The sequence below is a fragment of the Bartonella sp. AA81SXKL genome, assembly GCF_042196945.1.
Taxonomy (GTDB): domain Bacteria; phylum Pseudomonadota; class Alphaproteobacteria; order Rhizobiales; family Rhizobiaceae; genus Bartonella.
Genome location: NZ_JBHIRH010000003.1, coordinates 146,785 through 171,233 on the forward strand (window position 1 = coordinate 146,785; position 24,449 = coordinate 171,233).

A 24,449-nucleotide genomic window follows, 5' to 3' on the forward strand; every position below is an offset into this window, starting at 1 on the left:
TTTTCCCTTTAGAGAATAGCATAAACAAAAAATCGAATATTTCAGATATATCTCTTCACGCCTCAACAAAAAGCTTCTTCTTTTATAGGATTTCTAGTCTATCTCTTCTTCCTCAGATTTAGAAATGAGAGACAAAAAACGAAGAAATTGTTTTTTTAAATTCAATCTTTAATAATCTCTTTCATAAAAGAGACCTATACTAGAATTTTGTTCATTTCCTATGGCACCTTTAGCTTTGAGATGACGCGAAATATCTAAATTAATTGTCCCTTTCGTCGTTCCATCAGACCCTGCTTCAAAGCCCAAATAAATATTATTGTGTATGTAGCGTCCAATACGTAAGCCTGTATTCCCCTTCTCATTAACGATAACATCAAGATCATCAAGTCCAATTTTAGTTCGTAAAGTATTCAACAAAGATGTATTAGAACTACCTGCAAGATCAGCCGCTGCTGCTGCAAGTTGAGCAATCTGAAATGGTGATAATTCATTAAGAGAGCGATTAAAAATCAAACGCGCCAAAATCTCATCCTGAGGCAAATTTGGTTGTGATGAAAAATTAATATCAAGATTATCAACCGTCCCACTTACAGTTACAGTGACGCGAATATCACCACTGTTATTGTTGGTTACAAAATAAACCGTAGGATTAAGATTACCACTAAAACTCGCTTGTCCTTGATCAAAATTAAGACGTTGCGACAGGATATCAAAACGTCCACGAATCATTCTAAATTCACCAACTGGATGCACATCATTCAATGGACCTGCTAGATTAATGCGTCCTCCCAGTTCAGCATCTAAGCCTTTTCCGCGTACAAAAAATTGATTGCGTGCTGTAATACGCATATTTGATAGCACGACAGATGAAGATTCTTGTGTAACTATACGGCTTTTGCTTTTGTTCGTGTTCTTAACATCAGCACGTTCAAGTGTTGTTTGAATCGATTTAGTTAAATTCTTATTTCTAACATCAAGAAACTTGGCACTTTTAAAATGATCAGGAACAAAAACTTCAGCTTTTTCAACGATGATATCACCACCAAGAACAAGACTATTTAAAAAATGACCTGTCATTGTCATCTCACCTGATAATGTTGCCAGAATCATAGAACCATCATTATAATTGGCATTATCAAGATGAAATATCAAATCTGTCTCTAGACCATTAGAGATACGACCTGAAGCAGAAATTCCTCCCCCCTCAAACGAAGAAGCTGAAGCTTTTTCTATAAGGATATGATCACCTTTCAATTTGCCTTCAATCGTTATATTATTCAATCCTACATTTGTTTGTGAATCAAAAAAGCTACCGTCGCCTATAGAAATATTTCCTATCAATTGTGGCTTTGATAATGACCCATTAAGAGCTGTATCAATTCTTGCTGTACCCGTTATATGTGCACCACGCTTAGCTAATAAGAGATTAACAAAATCAAGAGGCATTATCCCTTTAACGTTTAATTTTGCCTCTGAACCATTAAGAGATAAAGGCCCATGGATGGAAAGATCTAATCCTTTATCTCCAGTAGCTATCATATTTTCAATATGAAATGTCGATTTTTTATAAGAACCACGAGCATTTATATTGATTGACATCGGTCCTTTATGCGTCATAGCGGTTAAATTTTGACTAGAAAGCTCAAAATGAGCAGATGGATCCTTCATTGTTCCATCAATATCAACTTTACCTATTACTGTCCCATCAAGCGCTTGTCCTGCAATAAAACCATTCGCCAAACGTGCAGATAAATTTTGCAAATTAATATGAAGATCAAGCGCATTTTTCTCTAGAGATACACGCCCCTGAGCTTGTGCTTGTACTCCTTCTCCTGTTAAATTTGCATTCAAAGTAAGATTTTGATCTACAGTGTTTCCCGTAGCAGAAAAAGAAAAAGGCATAATTTTTTTATCTTGAAAAGCAACGGTTGTCAGTCCCTCACCTTTTATATCGTAAGTTATATCAGGTTTTTTTAAATGACCACGAATCATAACCTGCCCTGTTACACTCCCTGCTGCTCCAAGATCGGATTTCCACAAATTGACTAAAGTAGCAGGAAGGGCATTCATTGTAAGTTGTAAATTCAGGGTATCTTGAATATTTCCTGCTAAGATGATGTTGCCCCCATTTATTGCAATTCCTAATTCATTGATTGTCATTCCATCTTTATCAAAAGAAATTATAGATGGCTTCGGCAATGTTGCATGAAAAGTGTGTTGTTTTAAGTCCACAGCTTCAATTTGCACTTCTCGTTTTATACTTTCTGGAAGTTCCTCAACCATTAAACGACCAGAAAGCCTTGCATTGAGAGTATCATGCAACATCGCTTGGACAGTAAAAACCGTTTGTCCATTATTCCTATCGGCGTGAGCATTTAAACGATTGACCATTACCAAAGGTGTTTGAATATGTTCTGCATTGATAACTCCTTCAAACTGAGTCATGCCAAAAGGGTCGAATATGTCAGCATCTATTGCCAATTTTTTTATTTTATTCTTGGAAAAATTCAAATGGTTAACATGCGCCTTCACATTGGTTTTTTGTCTGCCATTTTGTTCATCAAAAATAAAATCTCCTTTTACTTTTCCACTACCATCCTGCAAAAATAACGCTGAAAGTACGGAAATATCATCGGCATCAATATGCAGCGCTCCTTTCAAAAAACCGCCAAGTTGTTGAGAAAGATCACCCGTTATTTTTGCACTTCCCCCTCTAATATCGATATTTTCAAGTTTTCGAATTTTATGAGAATCTTTAAAAGAGGCCGATAAATGCAAAGGTTTCTTAGCAAAAATTCCTTCACCTTTTACCCCCCCCGTTAAAGCAGTAACTGGTGCTGTATTATCTACAAGTACATCTATGTTAAATGTTGTGTTTTGAAGTTTCTTCCCTACGATTAATGCTTCAGCAATATGGGCACGTGTATTTAGTTTTATATGGCTATTGCGCCCTCTCGCCGTACTTTCAATCGTAAGCGCACCGCTTATCTTTGGATCTAATTTGGACAAATCAGATATTTCAGCAGATAGATCCATTTTAGCGCTTTCATCTGAAAAATAACCATTAGCCTTTATGTTTGTATATTGATTTTTCAAATTAAAATGACGAAAAATGAAACCCTTCGTATTTCGAGTAGCACCACCTGAAAGAGTGATGTTTCCTTTGAATAAACGATCAAAAGACTGCACGCCTATTTTCATATCGTCAGCCATTCCTGATAATTGGAGATCAAAAATGCCACTCAATAAATTGATCGTTCCTTTGGCTTTAATATCTGCACTACCAGAAAGTGATTGTTTACTGAACACTTCCAAAGGAGTTAATGTTTGAGCTTTTAAACCGAGATCGCCTTTAAAAACAAAATTCTCCATTGTCCCTTTTAACCAAGAAGAAAAACCCTGAGCCGTAACACTCAGATCATGAATCAAAATTGGTTTGTTCGAAACAATATCCGTATCTAAATGCACATGAACCGCTTGGCTTAAATTTTCTACTAACGCTCCCTTAATCTTTTTAACCCCTTGAAGCGTCCCTTTAACCTGAACACCAACATGACGAGAAGCTGCATTATCAAGATTTTCGCTTACTCCTCCCATATCAAAAATTGCATCGCGAATATAAATATTTTTATTGCTTAAATGATTTACAACCAACCGCCCATTCCAAGATTGTTGACCTTCGCGACCATAGTCAATGTTCAAAGCAAGAGTATTCGCATGTTTTGGCACTTCTGATATAGGTAAATGAACAGACTCCTTTTCGTTATCAAGAGCCATTTTGCCATCAACAAAAAGCCGTCGCAAGAATCCATCGGCGGTTATTTCAGCATTGGCTATAACATTCATTGCTTTGTTCTGAATAACCATCTGATCAAGGTGTGTCACACCTTCTTTTGTTCTTCTTGCCTTTGCTTTTAATGTTATATCAGATTCGAAGAGACTACGATATTGAACAGGTATTAAAGGGCTCAGTGTTCCCTCTAATTTCGTAGAAAAACTCTGTCCTTCTGGAACACTTGCAAGAATAACATTACCATCTAAAATAGAATGATGATCGGACTCTAAAGAAAGTTTGATAACCAAATCATCAAAAGTACCATCACCTTTCACGACGAGACTTAATGCTGGACGTTGTTCAATGTTAAAAATATTCGCCAAAATACCATTTTGTGGTTCGTTAGCAGAAATATCAATTTGAGCTGTACGATTACTATCAGATATCTTGGTGAGAACAGAAAAAGAACCCGGTGCATCTAAACGATGCGCCGCTATATCGACATCAAAATTACCACCAGCCAAGGTGAAATTGCCTTTTAAGGACATATCAGCAGAAAAACCAAAAAGATTCTGTTCAAATGTCACATGTTGAGCTGTAAGCGTATTGATAGAAAGAGCAAGCGGCAATTTTGGTAAAGAGAACTTACCCGTCTCAAGGGAAGAAACAAAAGAAGAATTGCCTTGCGGTTTGCGTAAAAATGTAACCTGTTCTGCCGAAAGCTGGTTAATATCCATCCGCCCTCTCAGCAACGCTAGACGATTCCAATCCATTTTAGCATTGGTAATTTTAAGCCAAATCCCTTTTTTATCACTGACAGTAATAGTATCAATTGATGTTTGAGAAGACAGTGTCCCTTGCATATTGTGTAAACGAACTTGACGATTAGGTGTTGAAAGCTTTCGTTCAATTAAAGAAACAAACCATGAGCGATCATCTGTTTTCATTTCGCTAGAGGGAAGAATGTCTCCTCTTTGCGCAAAAACAAAACCACCCACCCAAAAAAACAAAAATACAAAGAAGAAAGCTGATAAACGTACACCTTTTTTCATTAAAATGCTTGCCCTATACCTACATAAAAACCAATGCGAGGGTCACCCTTCTCTCTCTTTAAAGGAAAGGCTAAATCAACGCGTAAAGGACCAAGACCCGTCATATAACGACCTCCTATACCGGCTCCCCATTTAATTTTTTGAGAAAAATCAAAATTCGCCTTTTCCCCTACTAAACCTCCATCAAGAAAACTGACAAACCCTATTTTATCATTTAAAGAAACACGCAATTCTGCTGACCCCTCAATAAGCGCCCGTCCACCAACAACCCCATCATTTTCTGTTTTGATACCAATATTACGGTAAGCATAACCACGAACAGAGCCCCCACCACCAGCAAAAAAAAGCGTATTTGCGGGTACTTGTGCTGTATCATTCCCAAGAATTGTACCAAGCTTTGCCCGCGCAGCAACAACAAAACGATCCCCTTCATCCAACGCCCAATAAGAACGACCTTCTGCTGTTACTTTTGCAACAAAGTTGCTAAAACGCATCTCATAAAAAGGCTCAATGAAAACTTCACCATATAAACCTTTTGTTGCATTAAACTTATTATTACGACTATCGTAAATCAAACCGCTAGGGAAACCGATTGTTGTAAAATTACGGCTCCCAAAATAGATATCACGTGAATAACCATTTGAAACTTCTACAGCAGCCTGTCCCGATAGATTACCATTAAAAATATGCGTAATACCTAATTTTCCTTTGATGGCTTTTGTCGTATAATTTTCTAAAACATCTTGTTGTATTTTTAATTCTGACCTGAAATCTGTATCTGGCGTGAGTACACCGGGCTTTATAAATGTGCCACCGAAAAGATAATCAAAATTTTTAAAATTATATGATTGCTTTTTATTGCTACCAACACCACTTATTTTTGTTTCAATTTTAAGAGTCTCTGCATGACCAAAAAGATTGTTATGCATCCAATAAGTCTCAAAACCAGCACCGTCTAAAGTTGAATAGCTACCGCCTACACCAAAACGACGCGGTTTACGTTCTTGTACAACAAGTGCAAGCGGTAAACTACCATCTAGATTAATAGTATCAGCCTCACGTATATTGATAGCACGAAAAACACCAAGGCGCGCAAGACGTTCATTTGCCTTAGCTAACGCATCAGAATCGTATATCTGCCCTGGTTTCAATCCGGTCATCCACGCGATATAAGCTGAATCTACACGTGGTTTCTTACTTATATTACGCACACTTAAAGGACCATAATAAGCCTTTTGTCCAGGAGCAACAACAATCCGTCCTTCAACACGCAACGCAGCATGGTCAGCCACGACCTCACTCTTCATAATTTTAGCTTTAGCATAACCTTGTTGCCGCCATCCTTCTATCGCCCATTTTTCTGCTTTCAAAATGGTTTCAGATTTAGCAATAGCCCCAACTTTATAGCCCAATTCTTCAATTGTGGGCATTTTATGCGCTTTACGTTTTTCAAACGGAGCTACTTTATCAATATTTGCAATACTAAAAACATATTGTGGACCAGCATTAATTGTAATAACAATATTAGACCGTGCTGGAAGTTGAGTTACCGGACTTAAATCAGCGACTTCTAAGCCATTAATTTTAATACTAATAACACCACCATAGCGTCCATCAGCATAAAGAGCAGAAAGAATTGCTCGATAATCTGAACGCGCCTTGGCGAGCAAACCAGAAGAACTGGCGGATGCTTTCTCTTTATCAGCAACAAGAGAAGAAACAGATTTAACTATTTTTATACCTTCTAATGGTGCACCTGGCGGTGCAACAACATCAACTTTATAAAATTTCTCTGTACTTTTGGCATAATGTGAAGAAGAATTTGTTTTCTTTTGACCAAAAAGAGGGATGCCGAAAAAATCAAATGCAGCAAGTGGCTGTGGAAAAGAAAAAGCAAAACACAAGCCTATAAATACACAGCGCACAGTCCCTGATTTTAACAAAATTCTTGTCTGGTATACCATAAAATCAGATACCTTATAATACACTTTGCATCTACTACGCTTTAAATAATATAAAAATAAGAAAGGTAAATATAATTACTTTGCACATTTTACACGTTTTATCACATCAAATAACACTCTGCGATACATAACGTTATCCTCCCCTTATATTTTCATAAAATTCTGCACTGTTGTATAACACGAACAGCCTCATTCTTTTTTTCTTAACATATTTATTTAGCTTATTATAAATGTTTTATTGCGTCCCATATCATCATGGTTAAATTTGTACAAATGACTTTCCATGGGAATGCTAAAAAACTGCCCACGTATATAGTTCTCTCTATAAAAAAAGCTATAGAGATGCTTCTTGATTTTTATAAATAGATATGATTGTCTCTACCAAGTCTAAAGGGGAAAATAAATAAATGATCGCACGTATTACAACTGTTGCTTTTCGCGGTCTAGAAGCAGTCCCTGTCGATGTACAGGTTATGATTTCGTCTGGTAAAATAGGAATGGCTATTGTTGGATTAGCTGATAAGGCAGTTGCAGAAAGCCGTGAACGTGTACAAGCAGCCCTCCACGCTTGTGGACTTTCTATGCCTACTAAACGAATTACGATTAATCTTGCACCAGCTGATTTGCCTAAAGAGGGATCGCATTATGATTTGCCAATCGCTGTAGGCTTAATGCTTGCTATGGGAATCCTCCCTCCCGAAGTAGCTCAAGACTATATCATTTTAGGAGAATTATCACTGGATGGTTCACTTACCGCTGTTAATGGTGTTTTACCAGCTGCCATGACAGCTTTATCACTCGATAAAGGACTGATTTGTCCCTTCCAATGTGGACCTGAAGCAGCATGGGCAAATGCAGAAATAAATATTCTTGCCCCAGAGACTCTGCTCACTATAGTCAACCATTTCAAAGGAACCCAAATTCAAAAACGTCCACAACCGCGCCAATATACTATCGAAACTGGACTTCCAGATCTTTGCGAAATCAAAGGACAAAAAACAGCCAAACGTGCCTTAGAAGTTTGTGCTGCTGGACGCCATAACCTTTTGTTTGTAGGTCCCCCTGGTGCTGGAAAATCTATGCTAGCGCAACGCTTACCTTCCATTTTGCCACCTCTTGATAGCCGTGAGCTTTTAGATGTCTCTCTGATTGCTTCTATTACAGGAGAAACGGTTCATAATACCATTTCACTTCATTGCCCCTTTCGTTCCCCACATCATTCTGCTTCCATGGCCGCAATGATTGGTGGAGGGCTTAAAGGACGACCAGGAGAGGTCTCCCTTGCTCATAATGGTGTGTTATTCCTTGATGAATTGCCTGAATTTTCTCCACAGGTTCTTGATTCTCTTCGTCAACCTTTAGAAAGTGGGGTGTCAGTTATCGCCCGCGCTAATCACCATATTAGCTATCCTGCTCGCTTCCAACTTATTGCCGCAATGAATCCTTGCCGTTGTGGTATGGCAGGCGAAAAAGACCATGTTTGCCCTAAAGGGATACGCTGTCAAATCGATTATCAGTCCCGTATTTCTGGTCCTCTGCTTGACCGAATTGATTTACGGATTGATGTCCCTGCTTTGACGGCTATGGACCTTATGCAACCAGAACAATCAGAAAAAAGCTGTGACGTTGCCAAACGCGTCGCACGGTGCCGTACCATTCAAGCTAAACGTTTTTCAACAATGGGGTTTGATCATATTCGTACCAATGGCGATTGCCCTGCCAAAATTATAGAACAGATTGCCATTCCTGATAAAAGTGCGACCATACTCTTACGAGATGTGAGTGAAAAAATGCACCTCTCTGCACGCGCTTATCATCGCATTCTCAAAGTTGCACGCACAATTGCTGATCTTGACGGATCAGATACTCTTTCACGCTATCATCTCGCAGAAGCTATTTCCTATCGACTAGGCGCAGAAAGATTAACAGCCCTTAATTAAAAAACTACTCATCAATAAAAACTTATTGGAAAATAACGCAAATAAAGTTCTGTAAGTTTACCATCCTCTTCTAGAGATTTCAGCGCATAATTGAGTATATCAACCAATTTTTCATTCTTTTTTGCAACAGCAAGCTGCATTCCTTGCCCCAATAACTGTGGCGCCATATATGCCCCCCCAACAAAATGGCAGCAATCAACAGATTTTTGTTTTTTGAACCATAATGATAAAGCAAATCCATCATCAAAAATAAGGTCAATTTTACGCTCTTGTAATGCTTTATAGAGCTCTTCTCTCTTTTTAAACCCTTGCCATTTGGCTTTAGGAAAATAATGTTGAAAGAGTTTTTCGTGAACACTTTTAGACAAAACACCACTGGTTAAATGTATCAATTGATCGCTTATTGGCTCATCGAGATTTAAACGTCGAGAAGCAACAAATCGCGCTGGAAAGCGCAAATATGACTTTGTAAAAACAAGATCTTGCTGGGTTTTACTTGTTTCTTTTAAACCCGCAATAATGACTTCTGCACCACCATTTTTAACATGTTCTACAAGCTCTTTCCAAGGAATCACTTCTATTTCACAAAGCTTCTCTAATTTTAATTTTGAGCAAATAGCGCGCAATAAATCGATATTATAACCTGCAAGATACCCCGATTGATCAATAAAATTAAAAGGAGGAAAATCAAAACTTGTTACAAAACGCAAACGAAAGATATCCGTTGTATCAGGTTGTACCAAATGTTCATGCGAATCAAAAAAAGAAGGCAGCCTTTCAGCTTCTGCGTAAGAGGAAAATAGAACCCCCCCTGCTACAAATAAAATACGAATAAAAATATTGTATGGATTATTGAATAAAAAGTACTGTAAACGCAATTGAAGATGTTTCACATATATAGATTTTTTTATTTTCAAAATCTCTCCCCCATTTTTCAAAACTAAGATGCAACACTTCTTAACTATTATCTAACGCACTTCACCAAAATATCTGGCGTTTAATAAATAAAATTCTTGCTATTTTTGAAACCATTGAAAATGCTTAGATTTCTGATGTTAATTTTCCAAAATGAATATATAAAAAGTAATTTTAGAGAAAAGCGATTTAATTTTTTAATATAAGAAATAAGCTGTATATACTTTAGTGGTACACTTTATTTTATCAAAATATCCCGCGTACCTTAAAATATTAAGACCATTTCCTTGCGTATCACAACCTGGGAAGTATATAGATACTATTGAAGAAAAGAGTAAAAACACCCCTCAAATGCCGAGGGTTTTCTCAACATTAAGGTTGCACCAACATTTAAGAGCTGAAAAATAAAATGATGATTCTGATTTGCACTTTATTGTCACGATGGGAAAGATGGGGGACATAAATCTTGTAGTATTCACAGGGTATTTTGCGTTATACTATTCAAACATCGTTGTAAAATGAGTTTGGGAACATTGAGAGATGCTCCTTAAAAAAGCGCGTGAATAAACAGTACAATGGCGTTTTGTTTTGAATGAGCGATGCAACCTCACGAGAATGCAAGAAACAAAAGCGTAAGATAATGCGTCATTACCCTCATTATTCAAAAACATCACCGTAAGACGTTTTTTTAATTGTAAAGTTGAATATAAAGATGATCGTGGAAACATGTTTTTACATTTACGCATTTATATTTTCCTCAAATAAAGCTTTTTTCACATTTTAAAGATGACACAAACCAATATACATAATATTTTCGTCTCAATCTAACATACAAAAGTTTGAACTGCTTAGAGAGCTCGCAACCTTTGTTTTAAATATATGGTAGAATTAGGATTGAAAAATTGATTTATGGATAAAACAAGTGAGACCTTTATTAGTGTAACACAAAATGCATAACTAATTCTGAAACAGAACGTATATGCAAAAATAAACAAAGTAAATAGCATCGTTTATGAAACAGCTTTTTGTATAAGTCATAAGTGTTTATTCGCCTTATATCACCGCCCTAGTGTTTTACAGCATAACAGTACACTATCATTTTATCATTCTCTCCATTATATATCGACAGATATTGAATCTAGATCTGATATACGGTAAATATTTAATGTGGTTATTCCATAAATAACTGATCAGAACATTGAGCTTTAAAAAAAGCGGATAAAATATTGTAAATTGAACACAGGAATGGACTAACTTATGAGTGATGAAATAACCTCACCAGCACAAAGCAATAACTATGATGCCGCTTCTATCAAAGTTCTCAAAGGTCTTGATGCTGTACGCAAACGTCCTGGTATGTATATCGGTGATACTGATGATGGATCGGGGTTACATCATATGGTCTATGAAGTTGTAGACAATGCTATCGATGAAGCTTTAGCCGGTCATGCAACTCTTGTAAACGTCACACTCCATGCTGATGGTTCTTGTTCTGTTCGTGATAATGGACGTGGAATTCCGACAGATATCCATCCAACAGAAGGTATTTCTGCAGCTGAAGTTATTATGACACAGCTTCATGCCGGCGGAAAGTTTGATCAAAACTCTTATAAAGTTTCAGGCGGATTACACGGTGTTGGCGTCTCTGTTGTGAATGCATTATCCGTTTGGCTTAAATTGCAAATCAAACGCAATGGTAAAATTCATGAAATATCATTTACCCACGGGGTAGCTGATGCTCCATTAAAAGTTGTTGGCGATTGCGATCAAGAAAGTGGAACAGAAATTAGATTTTTACCAAGCTCTGAAACCTTTACTATGGTTGAGTTTGATTTTGAAATTTTGGAGCGCCGCTTACGGGAATTAGCCTTTCTAAATTCTGGGGTTTATATTCTTCTTGTTGACGAGCGTCATGCTGATATTAAATCCGTTGAATTGCATTATGAAGGTGGATTAATAGAGTTTGTGAAATATATTGACCAATCAAAAAAAGCTCTGCTTGATACTCCTATTTATATTGCAAGTGAAAAGGATGGTATGAGCGTTGATGTTGCCCTGTGGTGGAATGATTCCTATCATGAGAAGGTCTTGTGTTTTACCAATAATATCCCTCAGCGTGACGGTGGAACGCATTTGATAGGTTTTAGAAGTGCCCTTACACGCCAAATTAATGGCTATGCTGAATCTTCAGGTATTGCTAAAAAAGAAAAAGTGAACTTAACCGGTGATGACTGCCGTGAAGGATTAACAGCTATTCTTTCTGTCAAAGTTCCTGATCCAAAATTTTCTTCACAAACAAAGGATAAGTTAGTCTCTTCTGAAGTGCGCCCTATTGTTGAAAGTTTGGTCAATGAAGGTCTTTCAATATGGCTGGAAGAACATCCTCATGAAGCAAAACTTCTCATTAGTAAAGTGGTAGAAGCTGCAACAGCACGTGAAGCAGCACGCAAAGCACGTGAACTAACAAGACGAAAAGGGGCGCTTGATATCACTTCTCTACCAGGAAAGCTTGCCGATTGCCAAGAACGAGATCCCGCAAAATCAGAAATCTTTATTGTCGAGGGGGATTCGGCTGGCGGTTCAGCAAAAAGTGGGCGCTCACGTCAAAATCAAGCAATTTTACCCCTTCGTGGTAAAATCCTCAATGTTGAACGAGCACGTTTCGACCGCATGCTCTCATCTGATATGATTGGAACACTTATTACAGCTCTTGGAACGTCTATCGGGAAGGATGAATTTTCACCGGATAAATTACGTTATCATAAGATTATTATCATGACGGATGCGGACGTTGATGGAGCCCATATTCGTACTCTGCTGCTCACTTTCTTTTTTAGACAAATGCCCGAGTTGATTGAACGTGGACATCTTTATATTGCTCAGCCTCCTCTTTATAAAGTGTCGCGTGGAAAATCTTCCCAATATATTAAAAATGAAGCAGCGTTTGAAGAATTCTTGATCGATACTGGATTAGAAGAAACAACGCTTGAGCTTTCAACGGGAGAAGTTCGTGCAGGGGCTGATTTGTATCAACTCGCTAAAGATGCTCGTATATTACGTCAACTTTTAAATGGTCTTCATACCCGTTATGACCGTAATATTGTTGAACAAGCAGCAATTGCTGGCGCTTTTAATCTTGAAGTCTTTGCAACACAAGAAAAAGCGCAAAAAATAGCAGATACTACAGCACACCGCCTTAATCTGATTGCTGATGATATGGAACAAGGTTGGAGTGGACAATATACAGCAGATGGAAGTTTATGTTTTGAGCGTATTTTGCGTGGTGTTAAAGATGTTGTTACGCTTGATGTGGGACTTATAAATTCAACTGACGCACGCCAAATTGATCGCATTTCCCAAAATTTTATCGACATATATCATCCTCCTGTTCTTTTACGTCGCAAAGATAAAACAGAGCGTATTTTTGGTCCTATGAGCCTTTTAGAGAGCATTTTTACAAACGGTAAAAAAGGTGTTACTCTTCAACGTTATAAAGGTCTTGGGGAAATGAATGCTGAACAACTTTGGGAAACAACGCTTGATCCCAATGCACGTTCTCTTTTACAAGTAAAAATTAATGATGCAACCGATGCAGATTCACTCTTTTCTCGTCTCATGGGTGATGAAGTTGAACCTAGACGTATTTTTATTCAAGACAATGCCTTAAGCGTTGCCAATCTTGATATCTAAAGGTACTCTTCTGTTTTTGGCTGTGTAAACGTCGTAGTTTTATACGTTGTTTTTTCGTAGTTGAACATTCCCTCTCTATTTCATTTACGATAAAAGAAAAATAAGGAAGATCATATACATGGCAATTGAAACAGAACGTGTAGGAACCAAGGGTGGCATGGAGCACTCTTTTGGTTTTACAAGAGTAGATGAAACACAAAAACAATTCATGGTGGATGGTGTGTTTCATTCTGTTGCTGAAAATTATGACAAGATGAATGATATCTTATCCTTAGGGCTACACCGTGTGTGGAAAAATTCCATGATTGCTTGGCTTTCCCCACCAGCACTTTCTCATTGGAAAGTTCTTGATGTCGCTGGCGGTACAGGTGATATTGCTTTTCGTATTCTTAATGCTTCACGCCAAAAAGCCCATGCTACGGTGCTTGATATTAATGGCTCAATGCTCAGCGTTGGCAAAAAACGCGCACAAAAAAATGGTCTTGCCCCTCTGATTGATTTTGTTGAAGCCAATGCAGAAAATCTACCTTTTGAAGATCGAAGCTTTGACGCTTACACGATTGCTTTTGGAATTCGCAATGTTCCTCATATTGATCAAGCTCTTAGAGAAGCTTTTCGTGTTTTAAAGCCCGGTGGACGTTTCTTATGTTTAGAATTTTCAAATGTCGAGATGCCTTGGCTCGATAAAATTTATGATCTTTGGTCTTTCCATGCTATCCCTAAGCTGGGTCAATTTATCGCAAATGATGGCGATGCTTATCGTTATTTGGTTGAATCTATCCGCAAATTTCCTAAGCAAGATGATTTTTCCCATATGATCAAGCATGCGGGGTTTTCGCGGGTATCGTACCGCAATCTCACCGGTGCGATTGCAGCGCTGCATTCAGGTTGGAAAATTTAAAAATGGTGCAAATTTCCCCTTACTTTCAATTGATGCGTGCAGGATGGGTTTTAACACGTGAAGGTGTTTTAAGTGCTCTTCCTCATGATGATCTTCAAGGATTTCCAGCGCTATGTCATCGTATAGCGAGTGCATTAGCACGACGCAAAACAAAAAAGAAACAGCGATCTGAAAATATTTCATATGCCATTAATAAGCTTGGACCCTCTTACATAAAACTTGGTCAATTTCTTGCAACAAGGCCTGATATTGTCGGCCGTGATATTGCGGAAGATTTGTCACAACTACAAGATCGTGTCCAAACATTTTCTTGCACCGCCGCTATTGCTCAAATTGAAAGTTCTCTTGGTCGCTCTATTGATGATTTATTCGTAAATTTTTATCCCCCCATTGCCGCCGCTTCTATTGCTCAAGTTCATCCAGCTGAATACAGTGATGAAACTGGCCATAAGAAAAAATGTGCTGTAAAAGTTATTCGTCCCAATATCAGAGCACGTTTTTCTAAAGATCTTAGAGGATTCTATCTCATTGCTCATTTGCAAGAGCGCTATATCCCTGCCTCTCGAAGGCTTCGTCCTGTTTGTGTGGTGGATACTTTAGCACAAATAACACGACTTGAAATGGATTTACGCTTAGAAGCAGCAGCTATATCTGAAATGGCTGAAAATATTCAACATGATACAGGCTTTCGGGTTCCACGTATTGACTGGGAACGGACAGGACGTAATGTTCTTACAATGGAATGGATTGATGGTATAAGAATATCCGAAACTTCCAAACTCAAAGAAGCAGGATTTGATTTGAAGGCGCTTGCTATTACGCTTATTCAATCTTTTCTTCGTCATACACTGCGTGATGGTTTTTTTCACGCCGATATGCATCCTGGTAATTTATTTGTAGATGAAAAAGGATGTATTGTCGCTGTTGATCTAGGTATTACAGGACGGCTTGGAAAAAAAGAAAAGCATTTCCTTGCTGAAATTCTTTACGGCTTTATTACCCGCGATTACCATCGAGTTGCACGTGCCCATTTTGAGGCAGGCTATGTTCCTTCACACCATAATATTGAAAGCTTTGCGCAAGCCAACCGCGCTATTGGCGAACCAATTCACGGACAATCAGCACAAAGCATTTCCATGGCTAAATTGCTCACTTTATTGTTTGAAGTCACTGAATTATTTGACATGCAAACGCGACCTGAACTTTTATTGCTGCAAAAAACGATGGTTGTCGTGGAAGGTGTTGCCCGCACATTAGACCCCACTTTTAATATGTGGAAAGCTTCTGAACCCATTGTCAAAGAATGGATTAGTAAAAATTTAGGACCCGTAGGCGTTGCAAAAGACTTTAGTGAAGGAGCACAAGCTCTCCTTTCGCTGGCACGCAAAACACCACAATTGGTTCAAAATTTCCAACAAATAGAAGAAGATTTTAATCAAATGAGAAAAACAGGTTTTAATCTTTCTCATGCTACCCTCAAACAACTTGCTGTAGAACAAAGTCACAGAAACCGTTATGGTCGTTATAGTCTTTTCATCATTGCACTTTGTTGCGCTTGTCTTACTTTTTACTTTTTTCATCTTTTCTAATCTCCTTAATATGCTAAAAATATCAACAATGAAATCATTGCAATCATTTTATTTCTTGGAGGTATTTTATGGCCAGTATTACCATTCGTAACCTGTCTCCTGAAACCAAAGAAGCTTTGCGCATACGCGCCGCGCAAAATGGTATTTCTATGGAAGAAGAAGTCCGGCGCCTTTTAAGCAATCCCTCTCTTCTCACCACACAACCCCTTCATGCTAGCGCTGTTGAAATGCAATCATTGAAATCAAAATCTCTCCTTCTTATTATTGGTGGAAGTATTGCATCCTATAAAGCACTTGATTTGATTCGCCGTTTACAAGAACGTGGAGCACATTTAAAAGTTGTGATGACAAAAGCAGCGCAAAAATTTATTACGCCTTTAGTCGCTGAAGCTTTAAGCGGTGGTACTGTATATACTGATTTATTTTCACGCGAAGAAGAACACGATATCGGACATATCCGATTAGCACGTGATGCTGACCTGATTATTTTAGCTCCTGCTACAGCCAACCGTATTGCAAAAATAGCCAATGGCATAGGAGATGATCTGGCTAATTGCATTCTTTTAGCGGCACGCTGTCCACTCTTGATTGCACCCGCTATGAATCCGTCCATGTGGACGCATCCAGCCACTATTCGCAATGTTGCACAATTGCGCGCAGATGGCGTTCATATCATCGGACCAGAAATCGGAAATATGGCTGAACGTGACGAGATGGGATATGGACGCATGAGCGAACCTTTAACTATTGTCGCTACCATAGAGAATCTTTTGAATGTGCATGAAAAACCTCTCTCTGACCGCCATTTCATCGTTACCTCTGGCTCTACCCATGAACCAATTGATCCAGTGCGTTATATTGCTAATCGGTCTTCAGGTAAACAAGGTCATGCCATCGCAACCGCTCTTGCACATTTGGGTGCAAAAGTAACACTTATTTGTGGACCTGTTAATCTCGCAGACCCACAAGAAGTAAAAACCATTCATGTTGAAACAGCACAACAGATGTTACAAGCCGTTCAAACCGCATTGCCTGCTGATGGTGCTATCTTTGTTGCCGCTGTTTGTGACTGGCGCAGTCAAACGCAGTCTTTACACAAAATTAAAAAGAATGCTCATAAAATACCACCATCCCTTCATATGGTTGAAAATCCTGACATTTTAGCAACGATTGGACACGCTCCAAACCGCCCCTCATTGGTCATTGGTTTTGCTGCTGAAACATGTGATATCATTGCCAATGCACAAAAAAAATGTGTTGAAAAAGGAGCTGATTTCATTCTTGCTAATGATATTTCTCTTCAACTAGATGGTACAAGTGTCATGGGCGCTGATACAAATCAAGTTTATCTCGTAAGTAGAAAAAAAGTTGAACAATGGCCCCATATGAGTAAACAACACGTAGCGCAAAAATTAGCAAACGTGATTGTATCATTTTTTGCCCCCAAAACACCTACTCCTCATGAGGAAAATATACCCCTTTGCAAATAAGAACTCTTCAAACGCGTTGATATTAAAACACCTTATAAAATAGAACTGACAATAGGTGTCTATCCATCTCAATTAGTATATAATATTTCTGGTTTATAATGATAATATCGCATTGTTCATATTAAATTAGAATCCCAAATATCATAAGATTCTCTCATTCCCAATCTCTCTCATGTTGAATCAATAAAAATCATTTTCTTGCACGTTGTAAACAAGGATAACTGTATGAATACAAAACGTTTCAGAAAGAACTAAAAGCGCTTATAATGGACCGTCTCAAGAACCAAGGGCTTGTCTCGGACAAACACTGAGAATGATGGTGCCAGCGTGCTCTTTTTATTAAGCGTAAAGTTAGTGATGCCCTATAAGTTTTATATTATTCACGAGAGCTTTACCCATATACCATTCACAAACGCTGTTGCGAAATGGGTGTGATGAGCGTTGGGAAATGTTTTTTTAAAAAATCCTATCTCACCCTAGCCTTCATAAAAGTAGGATCTATTGCACCACTGTCTCGCCAGCTTATAAAAAAAAACAAGCTATCATTCACTTTGGCTACCATCAATTTTGACAAAGCTCTTGTAATGGATAAAATTTATAAAAAGCATTTTCTTTCTTCAATGTTTTTATCCACATATCGGTCATATTTATGATATGCAAATAAATGATTTTGATTGTTTCATGATGAGAGCAGCTAATGAGAAAATATGAAAACTTTATTTTGAGCTCTTATTCGCTATGAAAAATAATGTATAAATCAATGATATTATAACATCTCAATGCAATTTGAAGCATATCTCACACTGACGCTTATAAAGAGTGTAGACAAAATTCACTGCACCACTGTCTATAAGTTTATGAAACTGAAGCCTTTATTATTTTTCTCAGTGATCGGTCTTTAAAATTAAATGTATGTGTCCTCTCTCCAGAATACCAAGACCACAAAAACTAGAATTTTATCCATGATATCCTCATATTGTGATGTTTCATGAGAAGCATTTTTATTCCTTTATTGAAAGCTTTGTATCCATACATTGGTCTCGCCTATAATGTGTACGTAAATAATTTTTTGATGTTGAATAGAGTCTTTGAAATTAAAGAATATTTCTATATTTGGGATTCTTATTCAAGTTGAAAATGATCAATTCTCTTCGATAAATTAGTGGTGTTATTATCTAAAAATTATTTGATACAGTGCACCACTTGTATGAAAAGTGCTTCAATGAATGCTTACTTCATTGCACTTATAGCTTTTAAAATTCAAAATCTCATCATTTTTAAGCATCCGTGGTTTCTCCCTTTCTTTGCTTCCTCAAAAAACTGCTCTTCTATGGGATCGGACGGTCAATCGCCTAAGCTTATTTTTTCCACTTCTATCATATTAATCATTCTGTTGCCCAAAATTAGAATATCTACGGAGCTACTACGTTACCCCTATTCCATTGAACTCAATATTTTTTTGAAAGCGAGGGGCAAAAGCATGCCGCCAAATAGTAGAAAAGTACAGAATTTTAGGAATTGTGTAAAACAATTAAGCACTTAGATAAACGAAGTTAGATAACTCTACTGAATAAATAGAAGTAAACAACTTTTCTCCCAAATAGTTCTTATTCCTTAATTTTTTACATATATCATATAAACGCAATAATCTACACTATGTACAAAAATACTAAAAATTTCTTCTACAACAGCTACTTTTTAAATTCTTCTTTGTTTTTAAAAATCAAAATTTCTATTTATTCAAACTTTATTTTTAACAAAGAAACCTTAACCGTTTTTTATAATGTTCTTGAAAAAAATCTTGTAATTCAAAGAAAGAAAAAATTACACTGTACATACTTTAAATATATTTCTTGTTTTTTTTGCTTCTTTCCTTAGTTTATTAATCTATGATTTTTACTGCTGCTTATCGTGCTTTACAACGTCTTATGACCTCGCAATATCGTATTATGATACTGAAAGCATTGGGGGTTACTTTTTTCATTCTCACCATTTTATGGTTATGTGTGCACCAACTTTTTGTGTCTTACTTTTGGCCCTGGATTGCTCAATTTCTTCCTGGACTCCCTAGTTGGGCGGGATGGATTGGTTTTAGCATGCTTATCATTTTTAATCTTGGTTTGGCTCTTTTGTTGGCTTTTTTGATTGCACCGATCTCAGCTATGATTGGTGGTTTTTTCATTGACTCTGCTGCTGAAATCATTGAAAAAGAGGATTACCCAAACGAGCCTATTGGACAAGCTTTGCCGTTTCAGCGTTCTCTTATCATTTCCTTTAAATTTGTTATTTTAAGCCTTCTTGGTAATGGAATTGCTTTTATTTTATTCTTCATACCAGGTATTAATTTAATTGCTTTTTATCTTATTAATGGTTATTTGCTCGGTCATGAATATTTCTTGTTTGCGGCTTACCGTTTTCGAACAGAACAAGATGCCCGTGCTTTTTTACATACTCATTACACAACGGTTTTTGGCGCAGGATTATTGATAGCGCTTTTTGTTTCGATTCCAATTCTTAATTTAGCAACACCGCTTTTTGCAGCTGCCTTTATGACATATTTACACAAAATGCTTTCCCAAAAGACCATGGCACGCATTACACAAAAATAGTGTTCCTTGACTTTAAGGTTAATAAAACTTGCCAGCCAAAGAAAACATAATATAAAATTTTATGCTTTATCTTTTATTAAAGCAATATATTGATTTATAATGATAACTTATCGTTTCACAACATGAGTGAAAAACCTAAATATTATGAGGGTTTTTCATTTTAATCCTATTCATATTAGGTCAATTGAAATCGTTTGTTAATATGTCATAAACGGAGGTGGTGTGCGGATAAAAGTACTTTCAAAAAGGCGTGAAATATCTTTATATGAATCCTCTTAATGCAAACATTATCGTCGTATTGAAAACTGAAAAAGAATATGATGGTGTCGCTTTGTACTTTCTATTTCAGTAAAAACGGATAGCATAATGTCTTTTATACCATTCATGGAGAGTGTATACTCTTCATAAGAGAGTTTTGGAAATTATTGAAAGATATCTGTGTAAAATAAACACGTAAATGAGTAATATAATGGTATTTTGAGCGTATTCTATTTTAATTGTGAAAAGCACGCGCTTTAAAAAAACCTTTTGAAAAAAATCTTGCTCTGATGTTAGCGTTTCGCTAATATGATGTCGTCTTATACAGTATTTTAAATGGATTATTTTAGCCTTATTAACGCCTTATATTATAAGGTTTCTTTTCTTCAGAACCGTTGATACGAGTGATTAATTGGATATTCATTTTTATTAAAAAATAAGGGATTTGTTAACCATCGCAAGGAGTGAATTTTAATACCAAAGTAAAAAAATAAAAACATGTAAGTTCTTAAACTTATGAGAAATTTGTTATAGGGAATACTCTTCATAGATATGATTGTTATGATATTGGAAAATTAAAAAGTTAAAAAACAAGCTATACGTACACTGATAAAAGTATTAAATAGACTCCTTTGTTCCATCGGTAAAGCAAATGTGACTGCTTAGGTTCATATTCTTTCAAATCATGCGAAAGATGTGTAATATTTAAAGGAAGGTTATAAAGATGAACTGGATTACAAATTATGTTCGTCCTAAAATTAACTCTATATTGGGGCGCCGTGAAATTCCAGAAAATCTATGGATTAAAGATCCTACCAGTGGTGAAATGATCTTCCATAAAGATCTGGAAGCTAATCAATTTGTAGCTCCCAATTCTGGCCATCATATGCGTATCAGCGCTAAAAATCGTCTCATGCATTTCTTTGATGATGGTGTTTATACAGCTCTTGAAAATCCAAAAGTTGTAACAGATCCTTTAAAATTTCGTGACGAAAAACGCTATATTGACCGGTTAAAAGATTATCGTTCTAAACTTGGTGTTGATGATAATATCTTAAGTGCACGTGGTACGATTGAAGGCTTACCAATCATTGCAACCGTTCAAGATTTCGCCTTTATGGGTGGATCACTCGGTATGGCTTCAGGAGAAGCTATTATCAAAGCTTTTGATACTGCCATTGCCGAAAGGCGTCCGCTGGTTCTTTTTTCTGCTTCTGGTGGCGCACGCATGCAAGAAGGAACGCTCTCGTTGATGCAAATGCCTCGTACAACTGTAGCGATTGAAATGTTGAAAGAAGCAAAACTTCCCTATATTGTTGTGCTGACTAATCCAACCACCGGTGGTGTTACTGCTTCTTACGCCATGCTTGGTGATATTCACATTGCCGAACCTGGCGCTATGATTGGTTTTGCTGGTCCACGCGTGATTCAACAAACTATACGCGAAACCCTACCAGAAGGTTTTCAAAGTAGTGAATATCTGCTCGAACATGGTATGATTGATATGGTTGTCTCACGTTTAGAAATGAAAACAACGATTGCGCGTCTTTTACGTTTGATGATGAAACGCCCTGCTGTTTTTAACCCTTCCGATCCATCCCCTACAGACTCTCAAACATCGCTTTCTACAACAAAAGCAGCTTAAATTTATGCAACAAAGCCAAATACAAAAGGTGGTAGATGATTTACTAAAAAATTATCCGAAAAAATTTGATCTTTCTTTAGAGCGTATTATTCACCTTTTAGAGCGTCTTGGTAATCCACATTTAAAACTTGCCCCTATTATTCACATCGCTGGAACAAATGGCAAAGGATCTGCCTCAGCAATTTGCCGTGCTCTTTTAGAAAGTGCAGGATACTGCGTTCATGTCTATAGCTCACCTCATCTCGTCAACTGGAATGAACGCTGCCGGATAGGTCAAAAAGGAGGTGGTCAACTTGTTACAGAAAACCAATTGGCTGAGACAATCCGTGAAATTATAAAAGTAAATCGTCAAGAGCCGATTACTATTTTTGAAATTTTTACAGCCGCTGCCTTTATGCTGTTTAGTACACATCCAGCTGATGTTGTCATTTTAGAAGTTGGGTTGGGAGGACGTTTTGATGCTACCAATGTCATTAACAAACCAGCTGTATCGCTTATTATGCCCATCGATTATGATCATGAGAACTTTCTTGGAAACACAATTGCTCAAATCGCTTTTCAAAAGGGGGGAATTATCAAACCAAATGTTCCAGTAGTCATCGGGAAGCAAAATTATGAAGAAACTCTTGCTACTTTAATACCCCTTGCCGATAAAAATAAAGCACCTTATTCTCTATTTGATCAAGATTATCAAAGTTATAAAGAACATGGACGTATGGTTTTTCAAAACAATCAAGGTCTCATGGATCTTTCACTTCCTAACCTTATTGGAGACCACCAAGTTGCCAATGCTGGCGCATCTCTTGAAGCAGTTTGTCAAGCAGGTTTTCAACTTTCAGAACAAACCATAAATGACGCTTTGAAAAATATCTATTGGCCCGCACGGATGCAACATCTTATCCAAGGACATTTGGTTGATCAACTGTCTCCTAATATTGATTTATGGTTAGACGGTGGTCACAATCCTGCTGCTGGAAAAGTTATTGCAGCAGAACTTACACAATGGAGAAAAAAAACAGATCGTCCTATTATTATGATTGCTGGCATGCTCAATACCAAAGATGCTGTCGGTTATTTTCGTTCCTTAGCGAACCTTGTCGATAAAATATATACGATACCGCTAATTAACAATAATGCCAGTATCTCTCCAATAAAATTAGCTGAATCAGCGCAAAAAGCAGGAATCTTTGCTACTCCACAAGCACATCTACAAGATGCTTTGCATAAGATTAGAGCCGAATATAAAGAGGCAATTGTCCTTATTAGTGGTTCCCTTTATCTTGCGGGCGATATTTTACGTGACAATAAAACACCTCCATGCTAGAAATTGATTATTTTAAAGCTTTGAAAGATAGACTTTTTAATCATGCAACTTGATTGTGCACTTTATCAACATCCTAAACTTATTACTGTTTTTGGCGGATCTGGTTTTGTAGGACGACATGTCGTTGAAACTTTGACTAAGCGGGGATATCGCGTTCGTATCGCTGTTCGTTATCCACAAAAAGCTTATTACATGCTCCAAATAGGAGAAGTAGGACAAACCCAAATGCTTAAAACGGATATCAAGCATCGTGCCTCTGTTGCACGCGCGTTGCTTGGAGCTGATGCGGCAGTGTTTTTACCTGGTAGCTTAAAACAAGCAAATCAATCGAATTTTAAAAACACACAAATTGATGGTGCTTACAATGTTGCTGAATTAACAGCACAAGCTGCTATTCCGCTCATCTATATGTCAGCACTTGTGGCTAACGAGAATGCTTCATGTCTTTATGCACGTGTTAAGTTTATGGGTGAACAAATCGTTCATAACAAGCATCCTCAAGCAATTATTATCCGTCCATCCGTTATCTTTGGACCAGAGGATTGTTTCTTTAACACCTTAGCAGATTTGTCACGTTTTTTACCAATTATGCCTCTTTTTGGGGGTGGGCAAAGCAAATTGCAACCCGTGTATGTTGGTGACGTTGCTGAGTTTATCGCGCGCGCTTTAGATGGACAGGTTGCTTGGGGAAAAAATTATGATCTTGGTGGTCCCCAGATTATCACCTTTCAAAATACTCTTGAAAATATACTCAAAATTATTCACCGTAAAAAAACAATCCTATCCATACCTCTTTCTGCTGGTCTATTGATTGGAGGAATTTTGGGAACTATCGGTAAATTGCCTTTTGTACCAACACTTGTAACAGCCAATCAGATACGTTTTTTGCAAATGGATAACATTGTTTCTAAAGAGGCTATAGAGAATGGATATACTCTAGAAGGTGCGGGAATTACCCCCAGAGCAATGGCTGCATTCTTGCCAAGTTATCTTTGGCGATTTCGTCCACATGGTCAATTTTCCCAAAACTTACACGTCTAGAATAAATTTTTCCAAAACTGAGTTATTATTTGATTTATAATTTATAGCTCGTTGTTAGCGATTCTGAAATCAGAATGCTCAATAGAGTAATGTTTTTGCGTTTTAAATGCTCTATTCAGTATCACAAAAAATGTTTAATCGTATACCTATAGTATTTTGATAAAAATCGTTGAAAACAGGAGAAAAGCACTTCTTATAAACTGTCTTTATCCAAGAGCAGATGCAACATTGGAATCCTAAAGAACCGATTCTGAAT

General features: G+C 37.3%; 12 protein-coding genes. 9 read left to right on the forward strand and 3 right to left on the reverse strand.

Features of this window, described 5'->3' with window-relative positions:
• Positions 1-168 precede the first annotated feature (168 nt).
• Positions 169-4,827 carry a translocation/assembly module TamB domain-containing protein gene (locus ACFINZ_RS02945; protein WP_375701160.1) on the reverse strand — a complete coding sequence of 1,553 codons (4,659 nt, stop codon included), beginning with the start codon at positions 4,825-4,827 and terminating at the stop codon, positions 169-171.
• Positions 4,827-6,791, reverse strand: a complete 1,965-nt coding sequence (locus ACFINZ_RS02950) for an autotransporter assembly complex family protein (protein ID WP_375633986.1) — start codon at positions 6,789-6,791, stop codon at positions 4,827-4,829. The genes ACFINZ_RS02945 and ACFINZ_RS02950 overlap by 1 nt, the downstream gene beginning before the upstream one ends.
• Before the next feature lie 407 nt (positions 6,792-7,198).
• Here ACFINZ_RS02950 and ACFINZ_RS02955 point away from each other — a divergent pair, with 407 nt between their 5' ends.
• Complete coding sequence (locus ACFINZ_RS02955) at positions 7,199-8,731, forward strand: YifB family Mg chelatase-like AAA ATPase (protein ID WP_375617482.1); 1,533 nt, start codon at positions 7,199-7,201, stop codon at positions 8,729-8,731.
• 11 nt (positions 8,732-8,742) lie between these two features.
• Here the strand turns inward: ACFINZ_RS02955 and ACFINZ_RS02960 are convergent, their stop codons facing one another.
• Entirely contained in the window at positions 8,743-9,648 is a 906-nt protein-coding gene (locus ACFINZ_RS02960; RefSeq protein WP_375617481.1) for a transporter substrate-binding domain-containing protein, read from the reverse strand.
• Between the two features lie 1,255 nt (positions 9,649-10,903).
• Between ACFINZ_RS02960 and gyrB the strand changes: the two genes are divergently transcribed.
• The 8 genes from gyrB (at position 10,904) to ACFINZ_RS03000 (ending at position 24,193) form a co-directional block, all read left to right on the forward strand.
• Positions 10,904-13,336 (forward strand): DNA topoisomerase (ATP-hydrolyzing) subunit B, encoded by a 2,433-nt coding sequence (gyrB, locus tag ACFINZ_RS02965; protein ID WP_375617480.1) that lies wholly within the window; start codon positions 10,904-10,906, stop codon positions 13,334-13,336.
• Positions 13,337-13,454: 118 nt separating this feature from the next.
• Complete coding sequence (gene ubiE / locus ACFINZ_RS02970) at positions 13,455-14,237, forward strand: bifunctional demethylmenaquinone methyltransferase/2-methoxy-6-polyprenyl-1,4-benzoquinol methylase UbiE (protein WP_375617479.1); 783 nt, start codon at positions 13,455-13,457, stop codon at positions 14,235-14,237.
• 2 nt (positions 14,238-14,239) lie between these two features.
• A complete protein-coding gene (gene ubiB / locus ACFINZ_RS02975; protein WP_375633664.1) occupies positions 14,240-15,826 on the forward strand; it encodes a 2-polyprenylphenol 6-hydroxylase in 1,587 nt (528 codons plus the stop codon).
• Positions 15,827-15,894: 68 nt separating this feature from the next.
• Positions 15,895-17,316 (forward strand): bifunctional phosphopantothenoylcysteine decarboxylase/phosphopantothenate--cysteine ligase CoaBC, encoded by a 1,422-nt coding sequence (gene coaBC / locus ACFINZ_RS02980; protein WP_375633663.1) that lies wholly within the window; start codon positions 15,895-15,897, stop codon positions 17,314-17,316.
• A gap of 1,889 nt (positions 17,317-19,205) precedes the next feature.
• Positions 19,206-19,925 carry a sulfate transporter family protein gene (locus ACFINZ_RS02985; protein WP_375633662.1) on the forward strand — a complete coding sequence of 240 codons (720 nt, stop codon included), beginning with the start codon at positions 19,206-19,208 and terminating at the stop codon, positions 19,923-19,925.
• Positions 19,926-20,907: 982 nt separating this feature from the next.
• Positions 20,908-21,828, forward strand: a complete 921-nt coding sequence (accD, locus tag ACFINZ_RS02990) for an acetyl-CoA carboxylase, carboxyltransferase subunit beta (RefSeq protein ID WP_012754464.1) — start codon at positions 20,908-20,910, stop codon at positions 21,826-21,828.
• 4 nt (positions 21,829-21,832) lie between these two features.
• A complete protein-coding gene (locus tag ACFINZ_RS02995; RefSeq protein ID WP_375701161.1) occupies positions 21,833-23,152 on the forward strand; it encodes a bifunctional folylpolyglutamate synthase/dihydrofolate synthase in 1,320 nt (439 codons plus the stop codon).
• Between the two features lie 42 nt (positions 23,153-23,194).
• Positions 23,195-24,193 (forward strand): complex I NDUFA9 subunit family protein, encoded by a 999-nt coding sequence (locus tag ACFINZ_RS03000; protein WP_375633660.1) that lies wholly within the window; start codon positions 23,195-23,197, stop codon positions 24,191-24,193.
• Positions 24,194-24,449 lie beyond the last annotated feature (256 nt).